The 16427-nt window shown below is 57.0% G+C and carries 19 protein-coding genes; 11 read left to right on the top strand and 8 right to left on the bottom strand.

The window, feature by feature from the left end; genetic code table 11:
• Window positions 1-184 (top strand): hypothetical protein (locus tag WG622_RS07425; protein WP_339402999.1); only part of this gene is annotated, 184 nt, incomplete at its 5' end.
• On the opposite strand, the gene WG622_RS07420 is transcribed toward WG622_RS07425, so the two are convergent.
• From WG622_RS07420 to WG622_RS07410, 3 genes are read right to left on the bottom strand one after another with little or no spacing between them, the layout of a single operon-like run.
• A complete protein-coding gene (locus tag WG622_RS07420) occupies window positions 181-1080 on the bottom strand; it encodes an HNH endonuclease (RefSeq protein WP_050687578.1) in 900 nt (299 codons plus the stop codon). The genes WG622_RS07425 and WG622_RS07420 overlap by 4 nt on opposite strands.
• 4 nt (window positions 1081-1084) lie before the next feature.
• The gene (locus WG622_RS07415) at window positions 1085-1381 is read right to left on the bottom strand and encodes a hypothetical protein (protein WP_050687580.1); all 297 of its coding nucleotides are present in this window, start codon (window positions 1379-1381) and stop codon (window positions 1085-1087) included.
• 4 nt (window positions 1382-1385) lie between these two features.
• A complete protein-coding gene (locus WG622_RS07410) occupies window positions 1386-1922 on the bottom strand; it encodes a helix-turn-helix domain-containing protein (protein ID WP_242656127.1) in 537 nt (178 codons plus the stop codon).
• Window positions 1923-1963: 41 nt separating this feature from the next.
• Between WG622_RS07410 and WG622_RS07405 the strand changes: the two genes are divergently transcribed.
• Window positions 1964-2311 carry a hypothetical protein gene (locus WG622_RS07405; protein WP_339402998.1) on the top strand — a complete coding sequence of 116 codons (348 nt, stop codon included), beginning with the start codon at window positions 1964-1966 and terminating at the stop codon, window positions 2309-2311.
• A gap of 35 nt (window positions 2312-2346) precedes the next feature.
• Window positions 2347-3270: a tyrosine-type recombinase/integrase gene (locus WG622_RS07400; RefSeq protein ID WP_339402997.1), complete on the top strand. Its 924-nt coding sequence runs from the start codon at window positions 2347-2349 to the stop codon at window positions 3268-3270.
• A gap of 82 nt (window positions 3271-3352) precedes the next feature.
• Here WG622_RS07400 and WG622_RS07395 read toward each other — a convergent pair whose 3' ends face one another.
• Together WG622_RS07395 and WG622_RS07390 are read right to left on the bottom strand one after the other, a co-directional pair.
• A complete protein-coding gene (locus tag WG622_RS07395) occupies window positions 3353-4522 on the bottom strand; it encodes a hypothetical protein (RefSeq protein ID WP_339402996.1) in 1170 nt (389 codons plus the stop codon).
• Between the two features lie 69 nt (window positions 4523-4591).
• Entirely contained in the window at window positions 4592-5266 is a 675-nt protein-coding gene (locus tag WG622_RS07390; RefSeq protein WP_339402995.1) for a TetR/AcrR family transcriptional regulator, read from the bottom strand.
• 114 nt (window positions 5267-5380) lie between these two features.
• Between WG622_RS07390 and WG622_RS07385 the strand changes: the two genes are divergently transcribed.
• The 7 genes from WG622_RS07385 (at window position 5381) to WG622_RS07355 (ending at window position 12794) form a co-directional block, all read left to right on the top strand.
• A complete protein-coding gene (locus WG622_RS07385) occupies window positions 5381-6142 on the top strand; it encodes an ABC transporter ATP-binding protein (RefSeq protein WP_339402994.1) in 762 nt (253 codons plus the stop codon).
• Window positions 6142-7140, top strand: coding sequence for a branched-chain amino acid ABC transporter permease (locus WG622_RS07380; RefSeq protein ID WP_339402993.1), 999 nt, complete (start codon window positions 6142-6144; stop codon window positions 7138-7140). The genes WG622_RS07385 and WG622_RS07380 overlap by 1 nt, the downstream gene beginning before the upstream one ends.
• Entirely contained in the window at window positions 7137-8210 is a 1074-nt protein-coding gene (locus tag WG622_RS07375; RefSeq protein ID WP_339402992.1) for a branched-chain amino acid ABC transporter permease, read from the top strand. Before WG622_RS07380 ends, WG622_RS07375 begins: the two co-directional genes overlap by 4 nt.
• 21 nt (window positions 8211-8231) lie before the next feature.
• Complete coding sequence (locus tag WG622_RS07370) at window positions 8232-9449, top strand: ABC transporter substrate-binding protein (RefSeq protein ID WP_339402991.1); 1218 nt, start codon at window positions 8232-8234, stop codon at window positions 9447-9449.
• Between the two features lie 79 nt (window positions 9450-9528).
• Window positions 9529-10323, top strand: a complete 795-nt coding sequence (locus tag WG622_RS07365; protein WP_339402990.1) for an ABC transporter ATP-binding protein — start codon at window positions 9529-9531, stop codon at window positions 10321-10323.
• Window positions 10324-10332: 9 nt separating this feature from the next.
• Window positions 10333-12150, top strand: coding sequence for an AMP-dependent synthetase/ligase (locus tag WG622_RS07360; RefSeq protein WP_339402989.1), 1818 nt, complete (start codon window positions 10333-10335; stop codon window positions 12148-12150).
• A gap of 38 nt (window positions 12151-12188) precedes the next feature.
• Complete coding sequence (locus WG622_RS07355; protein WP_339402988.1) at window positions 12189-12794, top strand: COG3904 family protein; 606 nt, start codon at window positions 12189-12191, stop codon at window positions 12792-12794.
• Here the strand turns inward: WG622_RS07355 and choV are convergent.
• From choV to choX, 3 genes are all read right to left on the bottom strand, one after another.
• Window positions 12791-13813: a choline ABC transporter ATP-binding protein gene (gene choV / locus WG622_RS07350; protein WP_339402987.1), complete on the bottom strand. Its 1023-nt coding sequence runs from the start codon at window positions 13811-13813 to the stop codon at window positions 12791-12793. The two genes, WG622_RS07355 and choV, sit on opposite strands and share 4 nt — an antisense overlap.
• Window position 13814: 1 nt before the next feature.
• On the bottom strand, window positions 13815-14645 hold the full coding sequence (choW, locus tag WG622_RS07345) for a choline ABC transporter permease subunit (RefSeq protein WP_339402986.1): 831 nt from the start codon (window positions 14643-14645) through the stop codon (window positions 13815-13817).
• Between the two features lie 96 nt (window positions 14646-14741).
• A complete protein-coding gene (choX, locus tag WG622_RS07340; RefSeq protein ID WP_339402985.1) occupies window positions 14742-15665 on the bottom strand; it encodes a choline ABC transporter substrate-binding protein in 924 nt (307 codons plus the stop codon).
• A 106-nt stretch (window positions 15666-15771) separates the two neighbouring features.
• On the opposite strand from choX, the gene betI reads away from it, so the two are divergent.
• The gene (betI, locus tag WG622_RS07335) at window positions 15772-16356 is read left to right on the top strand and encodes a choline-binding transcriptional repressor BetI (RefSeq protein WP_209357696.1); all 585 of its coding nucleotides are present in this window, start codon (window positions 15772-15774) and stop codon (window positions 16354-16356) included.
• The last annotated feature ends 71 nt before the right edge of the window (window positions 16357-16427 follow it).

Genomic DNA, 16427 nt, shown 5'->3' with positions numbered 1-16427 from the left:
GAAAACTCGTAAAACAAAGCCGCCTGCGCTTCTTGTCTCGGTCCCATCATCACTCAATCCCCCGTTCAATATGGAAATTGAATCAGTGACTTCGGCCTCGATCAAGGGTGAGTTTTTCAACAGAATAGGCTCTTTTCTGCCGTTAGCTGCGTTTTGCACCAAGGTCCGCACTGAGTATCGTTAATGCTTGAAACAGTTCTCTCTGTGCCAGGTTACAAACTCAGTCCTTGGCCGGTTGGCGAGGCGGTCCGGCACCAAGATCTTGCCGGATGAGTTGATCATCGATGTCACGGCTTCGATGTCATTGCTTTGGCGGGAAACCAGAATAGTCAGGTCGTCGGCTAATCCAACGAGGCCCCGATCAAACATCCAATGCGCGGTTCCGGACAGGGCGAGACCGTTGCTGACAATGTCGGGGCCGTCATGCTCTACAGGTCTGATATGAGCGGCTTCCACTTCGGCACGGCCGCCGCCATTGATCAGACGTAAACCAGTGATGGCGCAGCGCTCGCCGTAGGCGCGCAGGACGTTCTTTCTGAAATTTCGATCGCGAACCGCGCGGTTGGTCAGCTGGTTGACGCGTTCCCGTGCAGGCAGGTGTTGGAAAGGTGTTTGAGCATCTTGAAACCCAGGCATTTGCATCATGCCGCCTACGCGAGGCAGGATGCCCTCATCTCGTCCAAGTCCACGTTCGACTATTCGGGCAAAGTCTTCAGCTGAAAGGGCTCTTACCGCAGCTTGCGCGCGTCCAGATATCTTGCCTTGATCGTTCAGCAATCCTCTTTCGATGATCGAATTCTCGTCCCGGAATGAAACTGGGTCGCCGAAATCAAGATACGTTCCCGGCTCAATCACGGCCAAGAACATGTCCGGTTTCCTAGGATCCGGAATGATCTCCTGGACCATAGCGACAGCAAAATAGCCTTTGGTCTCTTTGACCTTGCTTGGCTCCAGGTAGACGATCCAATCCCCTTCGCACTGTTGGGCGCGAGAGAGGTATTGCTTGGGAAACTGATACCGCTCCGAGGGAATATCGTCGTAGATCGAGTCGCTGCGGTGGATGAAGACGCCGAAAGCCATCGGTTCACCCGCGTTGGAGACGTTCCAGTTTTCGATCGGCCGCGCGAAGGGTCAGCACCGCGCCTGTCAAAAATGGAAGTGCAAAGCCAGCCGCAGCGATGGCAAAAATCATGATGGCGGCCAAAACCGAGTATTCGGCGGTCTGTTGTGCCAGTGATAGTCGACCCAAGCCAATCAGGAAGAACACGCTGGTTCCCAGGAAGATCAGGTAAAGCGGCCCGAAGGGTTCGATCACCTCACGGCGAGTGCGCTCCAAGACCGAATGCCGCAACATGTTCCAGCGTTTGCTTGCCTTGTTCACCAGATTACTCCCTTACCAACTCGATCCATGTGTGCACGTCATCATCCGTCACTTCACGACCTTCGACATGCGATTGATACCAGCGCGCGACAATGGCCCCGCGCTTTTCGCTTTTGATTCTTATGCCCTCATCGGTGAGGTGCTTATCCAGCGAGCTTTCGATGTGTTTGAGCGCCTCGAAATCATGCCCAGCCCGAATGGATTTGGTGCCGAGTAGCAGCCAGGGCACGTCCACCTCGAACCGCTCACCCATCGCGACCAAGGCTTCTACAGGCATTCCGCGCTGGCCCTTTTCGTAGCTGTGATACGCGCGGGGTGAGACGCCGATAGCTTCCGCCATGGCCGCTTGTGAGAAGCCGATTTCATTGCGAGCAATGGTGAGACGAGCACCCATTGCAGCAAAAAGATCAGCATGTTTCTGCGGCATCGAAATTTTCCAATTGACTACTTCGTCGAAATTCGCGAACTTTGCAAAAAATGACGAACATTTACTGTTAATCACATCTGACCACGTCAGAAGGTGCAGAACAAGCGATTCCATGCGTGTCGCCGATTCAACTTAAGCGGACAAGGACAACTGAAATGGCAGAGACCAACTATTCAGACAGCTCTCAGATCCTGGGGCTCGGGAAAACGCCCGCGCAGTGGGTCGAAGTTATGGCCGGGATGGGGATCGATATTTCAGAACGCACGTTGCGTGAGCGGGCAAACGAGACGGGCGCATTTTACCGCCTTGGGCGGACCATGCTGATCACGCCCGCGCAGATCGACACGATTTTTGAAGGAGGCCAGTCATGCCGCTCCAAATTTATAAGAGGGGCCGCGTCTATTGGGCCAAGGGGTGGATCGAATACAACGGCAGGCCAATCGCCGGCCCATACCGGCGAAGCACTAAGGCATCTACAGAAGAGGGTGCACGGGACTGGATAAACCATGAGACCGAACGCCAAATTCGACGCTATGTCGTGGGCGACGAACCGAGCAAGACGTTCTCTGATGCAATCATGCTCTACAACGCGTCCCCCAAAGCAGCGAAGCAGTTGATCCCGATTGTCGAAGCAATCGGTGACTTGTCGCTCGGTGCGATATCTGGCGCACTATTGAAGAGCCTTGGGCCGAAACTGAAACCCAAAGCGTCGACCGATACTTGGTGGCGCGAAATCGTGACGCCCGCGAGTGCGGTGATCAACAATGCGCACGAATTGGAAGGCACACCTCTGATCCGCGTAAAGCCTTATGATAAATTCGAGCGGATCGCGCAGGACAAGCGGCGCGGGAAGCTTAGCCGTGTAGAGCGCACGCCAGCTGACAAGGAATGGATCGAAGCCTTTTGCGGTGCTGCTGATCCGTACAATGCCGCGCTGGTCCGTTTCATGTTTGAGACGGCTGCAAGGATTGATCAGGCCGTATCGCTGGAGCCGGATGACCTTCGGCCGCACGAGAACAAAGTCCGAGTGAAGGCGCAGAAGGGCCACCCAGAAAGCTGGATCACTGTCTCACCTCAGATGATGGACGAGCTTCTCGCGTTGCTGCCCAAACGCCCCAAGAACCGCAAGACCGGCAAGCTGATGAAAGCGCGCATCTTCGGCTATGGCAGCTCGACAGGTTACAACACGCGCTGGAAGACAATCTGCAAGCGGGCGGGCATCCCGTACCTTTCTGCGCACCCAGCCGGACGGCACGGGTTCTTCACTGAATTAGTCGTCCGGCAGGGCGTCGATCCCGTCACCGCGGCCAAGGCTGGCCGCTGGTCAGACCCTAATTTGCCCATGCGCATCTATGCCCACGCCGAGACCGATGAGGCTGACATTAGGGCCCGTTTTCGTACAAACCACGTACAGGATGACGCTGTACAAACACCCAACTCTAAGAAATCACAAAAGGAATAGCGCTATGAACGCATCCCTCCTAAGGGGCAGGTTGTAGGTTCGAATCCTACCGGGGTCGCCAAGTTATTCCCGCAGGGTTTGCTCACTCAAAATTCGTGAATGCCAGCAACCTGACTTCGCGTGTGGCCAGATTCAACGCATAGAGGCGGTGCTTTCCATAACCTGCTATCCCTTCATCCAGCTTGCTCGTCGCCTCTGCGATCAACCATTGGTCTTCATAAACGCGAGGCGTGAGCCTTGGGGGAAAAGCGTTCGGATAGGCGTAGAGATCCGTGAAACCCGGCAAGGCGCGCACCTCGAACAGGACGGTTTCGATGCTTTCACCTAGGCGCAGCAGCGCGATTTCTCCGGGGCGACTGCGCGCGCCCGTCAAAACAAAGAGATCATTGTCAGAGTCACGCAAAATCCCCGCCGCATCGTAGCCGCGCAAATTTTCGACAACGTCCCATGCATCAGTTTCCACATCGACACGATATAGCCACCCTGGGCCGCCAAAGGTGACACCAAAAATGGCGTTGGTTTCAGCGTCATAATAGGCGCCATTGGGCAAAAACGGTCGCTCTACATCGTCTGGAAGAGGGAAAACCTTGGTTCCCTCGCTTGTTTCAAAACGCATACCCGTCGGTGTGAACGTCGCTTTTGGTGCGTCGCTATGCGAAGGGTTCGCCAGATACGCCTGCAGGCGTCCTGGCAAATCCGTGGTCTGGCCCACGAGAGGCTCGAGGTAACCGACTGGTCTGCGACTGCTTTGGTTCAAAGTTGAGACAGAAATCGCTCCCTCCGGAGCTTGCCTGCGGACTTGAACACTGCCCGCTCCTCGGACGTCGGTCTCTTGAAAAAGCCGATTTAGCAGATTGCGATAAGGTCCACCGAGAAAGCCGTCTATGAACGGCAAGTCAGTGTTTTTGTCCATCGGCAATGGAAGGTCGTGAAACAGAATCGAGCTTTTGGGAATAACGCCCGTTGCCAATGGCGCCGCCTCTTGCCCGCCTAGGATGATAGTTTCGATGACACTCTGATCAGATGCTTCAATCTGCCATTCCACAGCCCCCCGATCGAGCAGAACCAAAACAACCGATACGCCCGGTCTGTCTACCCATACTTTGGCGCGCGGTGGATTGGTGAAATCTCCGGATGCAAGCCAGCCTTTCCCGACGGCCACGACATGCAATTCGCGTTCTGCGATCGCAGGGCTTGCACATGCGAACGCAAATACCCAAACGCACAGCAGTCGCCGCCAGATATGAAACACGAAATTCCCCTTCCTCTGATGCAGAGTACTTAACTCTAGCGCAGTCCGGGCATCTGTCGCGGGGAAATCTCAGTTTCCGTCAGGTGCCGCGACTCCGCGCAGCAAGAACTCGGTGTAGGAATTGGCAATATCTTCGGCCGACATCGTGCCATCTTCGCGGTGCCAGCGTGGAATCCAGTTCACGCCACCCATGATGAAATAGATCGTCGGTTTCCCGATGTCTGACCGCATCGACCCATCCGCCACGCCGTTCTTGGTCAGCGACAAGAGATTCTCTGTCAGCGCCGTGTTGCGCTTGCGCAGACCCTCAATTGACGCGTCTGGGACAGAATTCAGCTCGCTGACAATGGCAATCGAGCCATGGGCGCAATTCAGGTAAATCAGCTCTCTGGTAAAGTAGCAGAGCTTGTCCAGCGACGTGCCACCCTTCGCTTCAGCCTCTTCGATCAAGGACTCACAGATGTCCAACGTGCGGGTATAGCAATCGAGCAGAAGCTCGGATTTATTCTTGTAGTAGTAGTAGATTGATGGCTTTGAAATCCCAATGATCTCAGCCACTTCATCCAAAGATGTCGCATCAAACCCTTTGCGATTGAACAGGTCACTGGCCACTTGCCGAATGTAGTCGACTTTGCGCATACGCAGCGCGTCCCGTTTAAACGGAGACGTCGTTGTCGCGATTTGCGCACCACCCTGTGCCATAGGTCCTCCGGTCATGGATTCGGAAACATCGGGGCGCACCATAGTCCCTCATTCCCAATATGAAAGTCGCAGACTTGACTTTATAGTCAGGTAATTTAGCCTAAAGTCAACATGCCTAATTTCTGATCAAACAGAGGGGCATTGGGAGGGGTACATTTGTTAAAGGTAGACGACATTCAGTTGTCTTTTGGCGGCGTGCGCGCACTCCAAGGCGTGAGCTTTGAGGCCGCGCCCGGCGAGATCACCGGTATTATTGGTCCGAACGGAGCGGGTAAGACCTCGCTCTTCAATGTGATCTCGGGGTTTTACAAGCCGGACAACGGAACCGTGACGGTCGAGGGTCAGGATATCTCGGGCCTGAAACCGGACGCTCGCGCGGCGCTTGGCATCGCGCGCACCTTTCAGAACATCGCCCTGTTTCGTGGCATGACCGTTTTGGACAATATCAAACTGGGCTGCCATACGCGGCTGAATGCGAATGTCTGGTCGGCTTTGCGATATTTCGGATCGGCCCAGAAAGAAGAGCTGGAACTGCGCCGCGACCTCGAAGAGCGGGTCATTGATTTCCTTGAAATCGACCACGTCCGCAAAGCGCCGATCACCGCCCTGCCCTATGGCCTGCAAAAGCGCGTCGAATTGGGGCGGGCGTTGGCCATGAAACCCAAGATCCTGCTGCTTGATGAACCCGTCGCGGGCATGAACCGAGAGGAAACCGCCGATATGGCGCGGTTCATTCTGGATGTTCAGGAACAATTCGGCACAACGATCCTTTTGGTCGAGCATGACATGCATATGGTGATGGATATCTGCTCGCGCGTGGTGGTGCTGAACTTTGGTCAACAGATCGCACAGGGCACTCCGCAAGAAGTCGCGCAAAGCAAAGAGGTCATCGACGCATACCTCGGGCAGGCCGCCTGATGGGACAGTTTCTGCAATTCGCGATTAATGGGCTTATGGCGGGCGCAATTTATGCACTGATCGCTTTGGGGATTGTCGCGATCTACAAAGCGACCCGCGTGGTGAACTTCGCCCATGGTTATGTCATCATGATTGGGGCGTATTTGTATTATACCTTCGCGGTGCTCCTGCCCGCGGCCCCTTGGTTCCCGGATCTCTTGTTCCAACCCGACTGGCTGGTCGAGGCGAAATCCAAAGCGCAGATGTTCTCGCCCGAGGCCGCATGGCTCGCGTGGCTTGAAAAACTGCCGCGTATCATCTTTGGCCTGATCTGCGCGATCATCGGATCGTCGATCCTCGCCCGCCTGATCGAACGCTTCCTGATGCGGCCCCTTTTGGGCCAATCCAACTTCGCAATGATTATGATCACCGTTGGTCTGATCTCGGTCCTGTCTGGCGCGAAAAGCATGATCTGGACCGGAGACGCAGCCTCTGTGCCCCACCTCGCGCCCAATCCGGCGCTGCGGTTTGAAGTTTTCGGCTCCAAAATCTTCATCTTCGGAGCCAACCTCGTCAGCATGGGCCTCGCACTGGTCATTTTCGCAGCCATTGTGATCTGGCTGCGCCGCTCAACGTCGGGCGTTGCCATGCGCGCTGCGTCTGAGGACCAATCCACCGCCTATTCCATGGGCATCTCTGTCCCCCGCGTTTTCGCAAACGCCTGGGTTCTGGCCGCCGCAACGGGCGCGATTGCAGGGGCAATCCTTGCGGCGCGGGATGGGGTGTCCCCTGCCCTTGGCCTCTTCGGGTTTTCGGTCCTCGCGATTGTGCTCATGGGCGGACTCGACAGCTTTGTCGGCGTTTTCATCTCGGCCATGGCGGTCGGCATCCTTGAGGCGCTCGCCCAATGGCAACTCGGCGGCGACTGGGTCGAGATCACGCCCTATGTGGCCGTCCTCATCGTCATCCTGATCCGCCCGCATGGCCTCTTAGGGCAAAAAGAGATTGAACGCATATGATCAACGGCAACCTCAAAGCGACATATGCAGCCGACGAGAAGATCGTCGACAATCGCTATAAGTTTTCCTTTGTGTGGGGGCTCGCGGTTTTGGCGGCTTGGCTGCCGATCTTTGCGAATGACTACGTGATTTTGGTCGCCTGTCAGGTCGGCATCATGGTGGTGGCTGTGGTCGGCCTGAATGTGCTGACGGGCTACACTGGGTTGATGTCCCTTGGTCACGCGGCTTTCGTCGCCATCGGTGCTTATGGAGTCACGCTCCTGCATCACGCAGCCACAGCCCTGTCGATCCCCGAAGGCATCCAACCTTTCTTCACCATCCCCGGAGCCATGGCCCTCGCTGCCGTCATCGGATTGATCGTTGGCCTGCCGTCTTTGCGAGTCAAAGGCGTCTACCTAGCGGTCGCGACCCTTAGCGCAAACTTCATCATCATCTTCCTGATTGAACTCGACGCACTGGCCCCATGGACCGGAGGCAAAACCGGTCTGACCACTGTGGACCCCAGCATCTTTGGCTGGGTTTTGGACACGCAACGCGAGGTCTTTATCCTGATCGCGGTGATGGCTTTCGCGACGGTTCTATTGGTGCAAAACCTCTTCCGCACCCGCGTGGGCCGCGCCTTTATCGCGATCCGAGAAAGAGACTATTCCGCCGAAATTCTCGGAATTTCGTTGTTGCGCTACAAATTAACCAGTTTCGCAATATCTGCCGCCTGTTGCGGCTTGGCAGGCGCTCTGATGGCCTATTTCTACGCCCGCGTCTTGCCTGAACAATTCGAGCTTCTGCTGTCGCTTCAACTCGTCGCCGCGCTGATTGTCGGCGGCATGGGCCGCACCATGGGGCCGGTCTTTGGCGTCCTGGTCATCGTTCTGTCGCCAGAGCTTCTCAAAGTGATCCTCTCGGCCATCGCCGGAGATTCCATCGAAGCCGCACAGTTCCGCGCGCCGCTGCAAGAGATCATCTTCGGCCTGCTTATCATCGGATTCATCATGTTCGAACCACTCGGGATGACCCAAATCTCGGACCGAGTGTTTCGCGCTTTAAACCGCTGGCCCTTCGCTCGCGGATAAAACAACAACTGGGAGGAAATTATGACGAAGTTCAATATGACACGGCGCAGCGTCCTAGCAGGCGCAGCTGCTGGCACCGCGACGCTTGGCATGCCCGCCTACCTGCGCGCGATGTCGGGCGAGTTCATCATCGGAGCGTCCTTGCCGCTAACCGGCCCCTTCGCGACGGCAGGCCAGCTGATCGCGCCTGCCTTCAGCCTCTATGAGAAAATCATCAATGACGAAGGCGGCATTGCCGGTACCAAGATCAAGTTCTCGACTGAGGACTCAGGCTATGTGCCCCAGAACGCTCTCGCGAACTATCAGCGCCTTTTGGCCTCTGAAGGCGACAAGGTCGTGGCCTACTATGGCGACTCCACCGGCTTCATGAAACTGGTCGGCCCCGAGCTGAAAGGCGATCAGGCGCGGATGATGACGTCGACGTCCTTTGCCACGGAATTGGCAAACCCAGAGACTCATCCCTATCAGTTCATGTCCGGCCCGACCTATGAGGATCAGTTCAACATCCTCCTGCAAGACATCGCGGCCAAAGGCGGCAAGACGGTGGCCTTTGTGCATTCCAACACCGAATTTGGCACCGACCCAATCAAAGCAGGACAGGCCAAAGCGGCCGAGCTGGGCCTTGAGGTCGTACTGGTTGAATCCACCAAGCCACAGGGCGCGGATATCCCAACCCATGTGACCAAGATCGCACAGGCGAACCCGGATTACTGTATCCTTCAGGGCTATGTGACCGGCGTCTGGCCGCAGCTCATTGGCGGCGCGCGTCAATTCGGTCTGACCACAAAATTCATGGGCACCTTCTGGGGCATGGAAAAACTGATCGCAGACCGCGTGACCGCCGAGGCCGGACCGTTCCTCGAAGGTTATCAAGGCGTGATGCCCTATCGCTATTCCTACGACACGGAAAACGCGCCGCGCTTGCAGCAGATCGCAGCCATCTCAAAGGTCGCTCTGGCGGGTACGCCGCTTGAGAACTACTTCCCGACCTGGGGTATTCAGGCCTTTGCCTCGCTGGACATCCTGACCATCGCGCTGCGTCGCAATGCAGAGATGGGTAAGGCTCCGACGGCCGATAATCTGGCTGCGGCACTGGCGACGATCAAAGACGTGGATCTAGGTGGCTATTTCGGCACGAATATCTCGGTTGAGAACAACAAAGTAGGCACAGGCCGTGTGTATCAGTACTCGGCAGAGAGCCGTCTGTTCACGCCGACCTCTGACTGGCTGACGGTCTAACCCAGACGCAACCGCAGCGCGCTTGGGCTCGGCCAGAGCCCAAGCGCGCTGCACCGCACCCCATAAACCGGATCCCAAGATGCTGACGATTGAGAATATCGAAGTGGTCTACCACCACACTATCCAAGCGCTGCGTGGCCTGTCTTTGGAAGCCCCCGAAGGCAAGATCGTTGCGTTGTTGGGATCCAATGGGGCGGGCAAGACAACGACGCTCAAAGCGGCCACGCGTCTGCTGGAGCTTGAGAACGGAAAGATCCGCGAAGGGCGTATTTCCTTTAAAGGTAAACCGGTCGAGGAATTCACGCCCGACGCGCTTGTGCACGAAGGCCTGTTCCACATCCGCGAAGGGCGGCGGATCTTTACCGAACTCACCGTCGAAGAAAACCTCATCGCCGCCGCCAATGCGTTGCGTGGTCGGGATGTAAAACCGAATTACGACCGCGTCTATGACTTCTTTCCGCGCCTCAAAGAGCGCCGCAAACAGATCGCAGGCTATCTCTCGGGTGGCGAACAGCAGATGCTGGCCTTTGGCCGCGCGATGATCGCAAAGCCTTCGATGATCCTGATGGACGAACCATCTTTGGGCCTTGCCCCCAAGATCATCGCAGAGATTTTTGACACCGTGAAACGGCTGAACACCGAGGACGGTGTCTCTATCCTATTGGTCGAGCAAAACGCCAATGTCGCCTTCTCGGTGGCGGACTACAGCTACATCATGGAAGGCGGCCAGGTCGTCATGGAAGGCGATGTGGCCAAGCTGCGTGATGATCCGGATGTCCGCAGCTTCTACCTCGGCGTCGCCACCGAAGGCGAAGCCCGCGAGAGTTTCCGCGATGTGAAACACTACAAACGCCGCAAGCGCTGGCTGAGCTAGGGGGCTGGGATGACCACATTCACCAAAGACAACTTCCGCACCTCTGTTCAGGTCATTGCCGAACATGGTGCGCAAAGCCCCGACAAGGTTGCGATCCGTCAGAAACGCTATGGGGTCTGGAACGAGATTACCTGGGCACGTCTGGACGCAATCGTCAAAGAGCTGGCGGCTGGCCTTATCGAACTGGGCGTGAAGCCCGGCGACAAGGTTGGTGTGCTGTCAGAGAACCGTCAGGAATGGGTGCTCACACAGTTCGCGGCGCAAGCCGTGGGCGCCATCGTCGTCGGCATGTACCCCACCAGCCCCGCCGCCGAAATCGACCACCTCGTAAATGCCTCGGAAACCGAGGTGCTGTTCATCGAGGATCAGGAACAATTCGACAAAATCGTCGAATTGGGCGACCGCGCCAAGAACTTGCGGCAACTGGTGGTCTTTGACCCCAAAGGGCTGCGGGATGAGACCTATCTCAAGCTCACGTCCTTTGATGAGATGCAGGCGATGGGGCAGACCAGCCTGCCGCAACACGTGGCGGATATTCAGGCCCGAAGCGACGCAATCGCACCAGACGACACCGCGCTGATGGTCTTTACCTCTGGCTCGACCGGAGCGCCGAAGGCTGCGGAAATCAGCCATGGCAATTTCTATGCGGCCATGCGCCTCGCGCTCGATCTCTTCGAAGGCCTACCCGCTGATGTGAACATCCTCAGCTACCTGCCGCTCTGTCACGTGGCTGAACAGAATATGACCGTGGTGAACTGCCTCTCGGCACGGCGCACAATGAACTTTGGCGAGAGCCTCAGGACCATCACGCTGGATCTGCGCGACGTGGCGCCAGAGCTGTTCTTTGGCGTGCCGCGCATTTGGGAGAAGATGCAGGCGGGACTCTTGGTGCAGATCAAAACCGCCAATCCGATCCAACGTCGCCTGACCGAGATCGCGCTGGCCTCAGCCCACAAGCGCAGCAAAACCCCACGCAGCCAATGGAGCCTCACCCAACGCCTCGCCAATAGCTTCTGGGATGCAACGGTCTATCGCCACATCCGCTCATACCTTGGCCTTGGCCGTGTAAAAATCGCGCTTTCGGCTGCCGCGCCCATTTCTGAAGACCTCTTGGTGTTCCTGCGCGGCATCGGCGTGAATATCCGCGAAGTCTGGGGCATGACGGAAACCTCGGGCGCTGCATCCATCCAACCAAATTGGGGCGATTGCGACGGGCGTGTCGGGTTCTTTCCAGACGAAATGGAAGCCAAAGTCGCTGAGGACGGAGAGCTTTTGGTCAAAGGCCCCATTGTCTTCAAAGGCTATTTCAAGAACGACAAAGCCACCGCCGACACCCTCGTGGACGGCTGGCTACACACCGGAGACGTGGCCGAAGCGCTACCGGATGGGTCCTTTTCCATCGTGGACCGCAAGAAGGACATCATGATCAACGCAGCGGGTAAAAACCTGACGCCGTCGCTGATTGAAAACACGATGAAGGCCAGCCCCTACATCAAAGAATGCATCGTGATTGCCGATAAACGCCCCTATGTTTCGGCCCTGATCCAGATTGATTTTGACACCGTGCGCCTTTGGGCTGAAAGCAAGGGGATTTCCTATACGACCTTCCGCTCGCTGGCCGAAAACCCCGATATCGTCGCATTGGTTGACCGCGAAGTCGCGGCCCGCAACAAAAACCTCGCGCGGGTGGAGCAGATCAAAAAGGTCTGGCTCTTGCCTAAGGAACTTGATCACGATGACGGAGAAGTCACGGCCACAATGAAGGTGCGTCGCTCCAAGATCACGGAGGCCTATGGCGAGGCGATCGAGGGGCTTTATGCAGCTTAAACGTTGACGAAGGCAGGCTTAGCATCACAAGCTTAACCATGATTTCACTGAAATGCCTTCTGTACCTTGCCCCCATTGCTGCGCTGAGCGCCTGCGTTGGAGCGGAATATGAACCGATGCAATTCACGAGCGATGGCTCGGACATCGTCGCGCGAGGGGCTATCGACGCGGGGACGTTGGAGCGGTTTCTGGACATCGTCGAGCGTCATCCCGACGCCAAGACTCTGGTCTTGGAAATGGTCGAAGGTTCTGTCGACGACGAAGCCAACCTGATTTTCAGCCGCGAAGTGCGCAAACGCGGGTTTACCACCGTTGTTCCGTCGCAAGGTCTGATTGCCTCGGGCGGCACAGACCTGTTTCTAGCTGGCGTCACACGGCAAATTTCACCCGGAGCCTGCGTCGGCGTGCACAGCTGGGGCGGAGATGTCGAAGGTCGTGATGTCCCGCGCTCTGACCCCATCCATCAAGAGTATCTGAGCTACTACGACGTCATGGGCACGCCGCGCGCGTTCTATTGGTTCACGCTGGACGCGGCAGGCGCAGACGAGATGCATTGGATGTCCGCCGCAGAAGTCTCGCGTTTTGGCATGACCACAGCGCCCGCCTCGGGTTTGGCAAGCGCTGCAGTCTGTGATGCACGTTAGCTGCGCGGATCAAGCAGCTTGCTGAGCAGCCGCTCTTTTGTGACCTCGCCGATCAGCTTGCCGTCTTCCATCACACCGACGGTCGACCCGGTTTCGCCGATCAGTTTCATCACGTCGCGGATGTCTGTCTCGGGCGCGACGGTCTGTTCCGGCGCATCATTGGCTGGCGTCAGAACATCCCGCGCACAAAGCACGCCCAGCGGGTTCATATGGGCCACGAAATCAGCCACATACTCATTGGCTGGGGCCGAGAAAATTTCCTGCGGCGTGCCGCATTGCACGATCCGACCGCCCTCCATGATAGCGATGCGATTACCGATCTTAAACGCCTCATCCAGATCATGAGACACGAAGATAATCGTGCGTTTGAGATCCCGTTGCAGCTCTAGCAATTCGTCCTGCAGCTTTGTGCGGATCAGGGGATCGAGCGCCGAGAACGGCTCGTCCATCAGCAAAATCGGCGCTTGGGTAGCAAAGGCACGCGCGAGACCCACGCGTTGCTGCATCCCGCCCGAGAGCTCTCCGACTTTGCGGTCTGCCCAATCAGATAGCCCGACCAGTTCGAGCTGCTCCAAGGTGCGCGCGTTGCGGTCGGCTTTGGACATGCCCGAGAGTTCCAGACCCAGCCACACGTTCTCACGCACGGTCCGCCAGGGCAGCAGGCCAAACTGTTGAAACACCATGGCGATGTTGTTCTGACGCAGGCCTCGCAAGGTCGCGTCGTCGGCATTGGTGACGTCCACAAGCCCCTTGCCATCATTCACCTTCACCGCGCCACGCACCACGGGGTTCAACCCGTTCACCGCTCTGAGAAGAGTCGATTTGCCAGAGCCTGACAGACCCATCAGCACGAGGATTTCGCCTTCTTCGACGGTCAGGGAACAATTGTGCACGCCAAGGATTTGGTCGGTCGCCTCCTGCACCTCGGCCCGGTCGCAGCCCTTGTCCATCATCGGCAAAGCGCTGGCGGGTTTGTCGCCAAAGACGATGGAGACGTTGTAAAATTCTACTGCCGCCATCTTACCGTTCCACCCGCAACACGCGGTCGAGCATGATGGCCACGACCACGATGATAAATCCGCTTTCAAAACCCAAAGCTGTGTTCACTTGGTTCAACGCCCGCACAACCGGCACGCCCAGACCATCCGCACCCACAAGCGCCGCAATCACCACCATCGAGAGCGACAGCATGATCGTCTGGTTCAGGCCCGTCATGATCTGCGGCAACGCGTAGGGCAACTCGACCTTCCAAAGCGTCTGCCGGCCCGTCGCCCCAAAGGCCTGCGCGGCCTCAAGCAGATGTTTCGGTGTCGAGGACACGCCCAGATGCGTCAGTCGGATCGGCGCGGGCAGAACAAAGATCACCGTGGCGATCAGACCCGGCACCATGCCGATGCCGAAAAACACAATCGCCGGGATCAGATAGACAAAGGTCGGCAAGGTCTGCATCAGATCAAGGATCGGCCGCATGGCCACATAAAGACGTGGGCGATGCGCGGCCGCGATGCCAATCGGAACCCCAATCGCCATACAGACCACACAGGCCGACAGCACCAGCGTGAGGCTCTCGGTTGTTTCCTCCCAATAACCTTGGTTCAGAATAAAGAGGAACCCCAGCGCGACCATCACACAGGTTTTCCAGTTGCGCTGGAGCCCCCAGGCAATCGCCACGAAAACCGCTGTCACAAGCAGCGGATGCGGCGTTTGCAGGATCCAGAGGATCGAGTCGATCAACAGCTCCATCACCCAGGACAGCCAGTCAAAAAACGGCTCGCCTGTGTCCTGAAGCCAGTCAAACAGCCGTTTGGCCGTTTTACCTACGGGGATTTTCGTATCCGTGAGCCAGTCCATTCGGATGCTCCTTAAACATTAACATTGCATCCTGAGGACTCGCTGGGCGTTCCCCGCAAGCTAGCGGGAAACGCGCGTCTGTTTAGAGCCCTTGGCTTAGTTCAGCGCCGCTGCGACCGCTGCAACCGCATCGCCACCGTCTTTGGTGGTGACGCCTGCGAGCCAGGCTTCATAAGCCGCTGGGTTCGCTTTCAGCCAGTCTTCGGCTGCATCCTCTGGGTCTTCGCCATCGTTCAGGATCGCCGACATGATTTCGTTTTCCATTGCCAGCGTGAACTTGAGGTTGCCGAGCAAGGCACCGACGTTCGGGCATTCGCCCACATAGCCCGCGCGGGTGTTTGTGTAGACGGTCGCACCACCGAAATCCGGGCCAAAGTAGTCATCACCACCGGTCAGATAGCCCATGTCAAAATTGGCGTTCATTGGGTGTGGTTCCCAGCCGAGGAAGACAATCGGCTCATCCTTGCGGGACGCGCGGTCGACCTGCGCCAACATACCTTGCTCAGAGCTTTCGACGACCTCAAAGCCGGACAGGCCAAAGGCGTCGGAATCGATCATGGACTGGATCAGACGGTTGCCGTCGTTGCCTGGCTCGATGCCAAAGATCTTGCCGTCCAGAGCGTCAGACTTCGCTGCGATATCTGAGAAATCATTGATGCCCATGGCTTTCGCCGCTGCATTCACCGCCAGCGTATACTTCGCGCCTTCGAGGTTCTCGCGCACGGTGTCCACAGTGCCCGCTTCGCGATATGGCGCGATGTCGGCTTCCATGGTTGGCATCCAGTTACCGAGGAAGACGTCAATGTCTCCACCCGCCATGGATGTGTAGGTCACTGGCACGGACAGGACCTTGATATCAGTCTCATAGCCCAGTGCTTCCAGAACTACGGTGGTCGCAGCAGTGGTCGCGGTGATGTCGGTCCAGCCTACGTCTGAAAACGTAACTTCGCCGCAGTCAGCAAAAGCGGCGGATGCGGAGGCCACGAGAGCCAACGCGGAAATGGTCGATTTAAGGGTCATCGGGATCTCCCTGATTTTTTATTGATTGACGAGTCAGTTAAAAAATATTCTTCTGCCATACGTCAAGATAAAAAACGGTCCCTTAAGGGGCGCAGGGAGACGGACAATGCCCAAGGTTGGAATGGAACCCATCCGCCGCAAGGCCATGGTGCAAGCCACGATCGAAGAGATCGGACGGGCGGGCACCTTAGACGTCACCGTCACCCAGATCGCAAAACGCGCAGGTGTTTCGACCGCCTTGGTGCATCATTACTTTGGGTCTAAAGAGAAAATCTTCATGGCGGCGATGCGTCATGTCTTGTCGGTCTATGGGGCCGAAGTGCGGGGGGCTCTGCTGATGTCGGACACGCCCCAGCAGCGGGTCGAGGCCATTGTGCGGGCGTCTTTCTCGACCAATAACTTTAAAAAAGAAGTTCTCTCAGCTTGGCTTAATTTTTATGTGGCAGCCCAAACCCTGCCCGAGGCGCAACGGCTTTTGAGGGTCTATCAAAGGCGAATCGTGTCTAATCTCACCTCTTGCCTCAGGCCTTTGATGGGCGCACGCGCGCCTTCTGTTGCGCGCAGGTTGGCCGCGTTGATCGACGGTATTTACCTGCGCATGGGGCTAGGCGGTGAAGAGCCCAACGCAAATACTGCCGTGACTATGGTGCTGGAATTGCTGGAACTGGAACAAGAGCGTCAGCTGCATTGAAACCCCCACGGGCTTTGTGCTGACTTGCGTTCTGGCACCCGTTTGATACTCAAAAGGGGTCTTTACAAGTA

The sequence above is a fragment of the Cognatishimia coralii genome (assembly GCF_037478305.1).
Taxonomy (GTDB): Bacteria; Pseudomonadota; Alphaproteobacteria; order Rhodobacterales; family Rhodobacteraceae; genus Cognatishimia; species Cognatishimia coralii.
The sequence above is the reverse complement of the archived record's forward strand: the minus strand, read 5'-3'. Positions and strand labels throughout refer to the sequence as shown.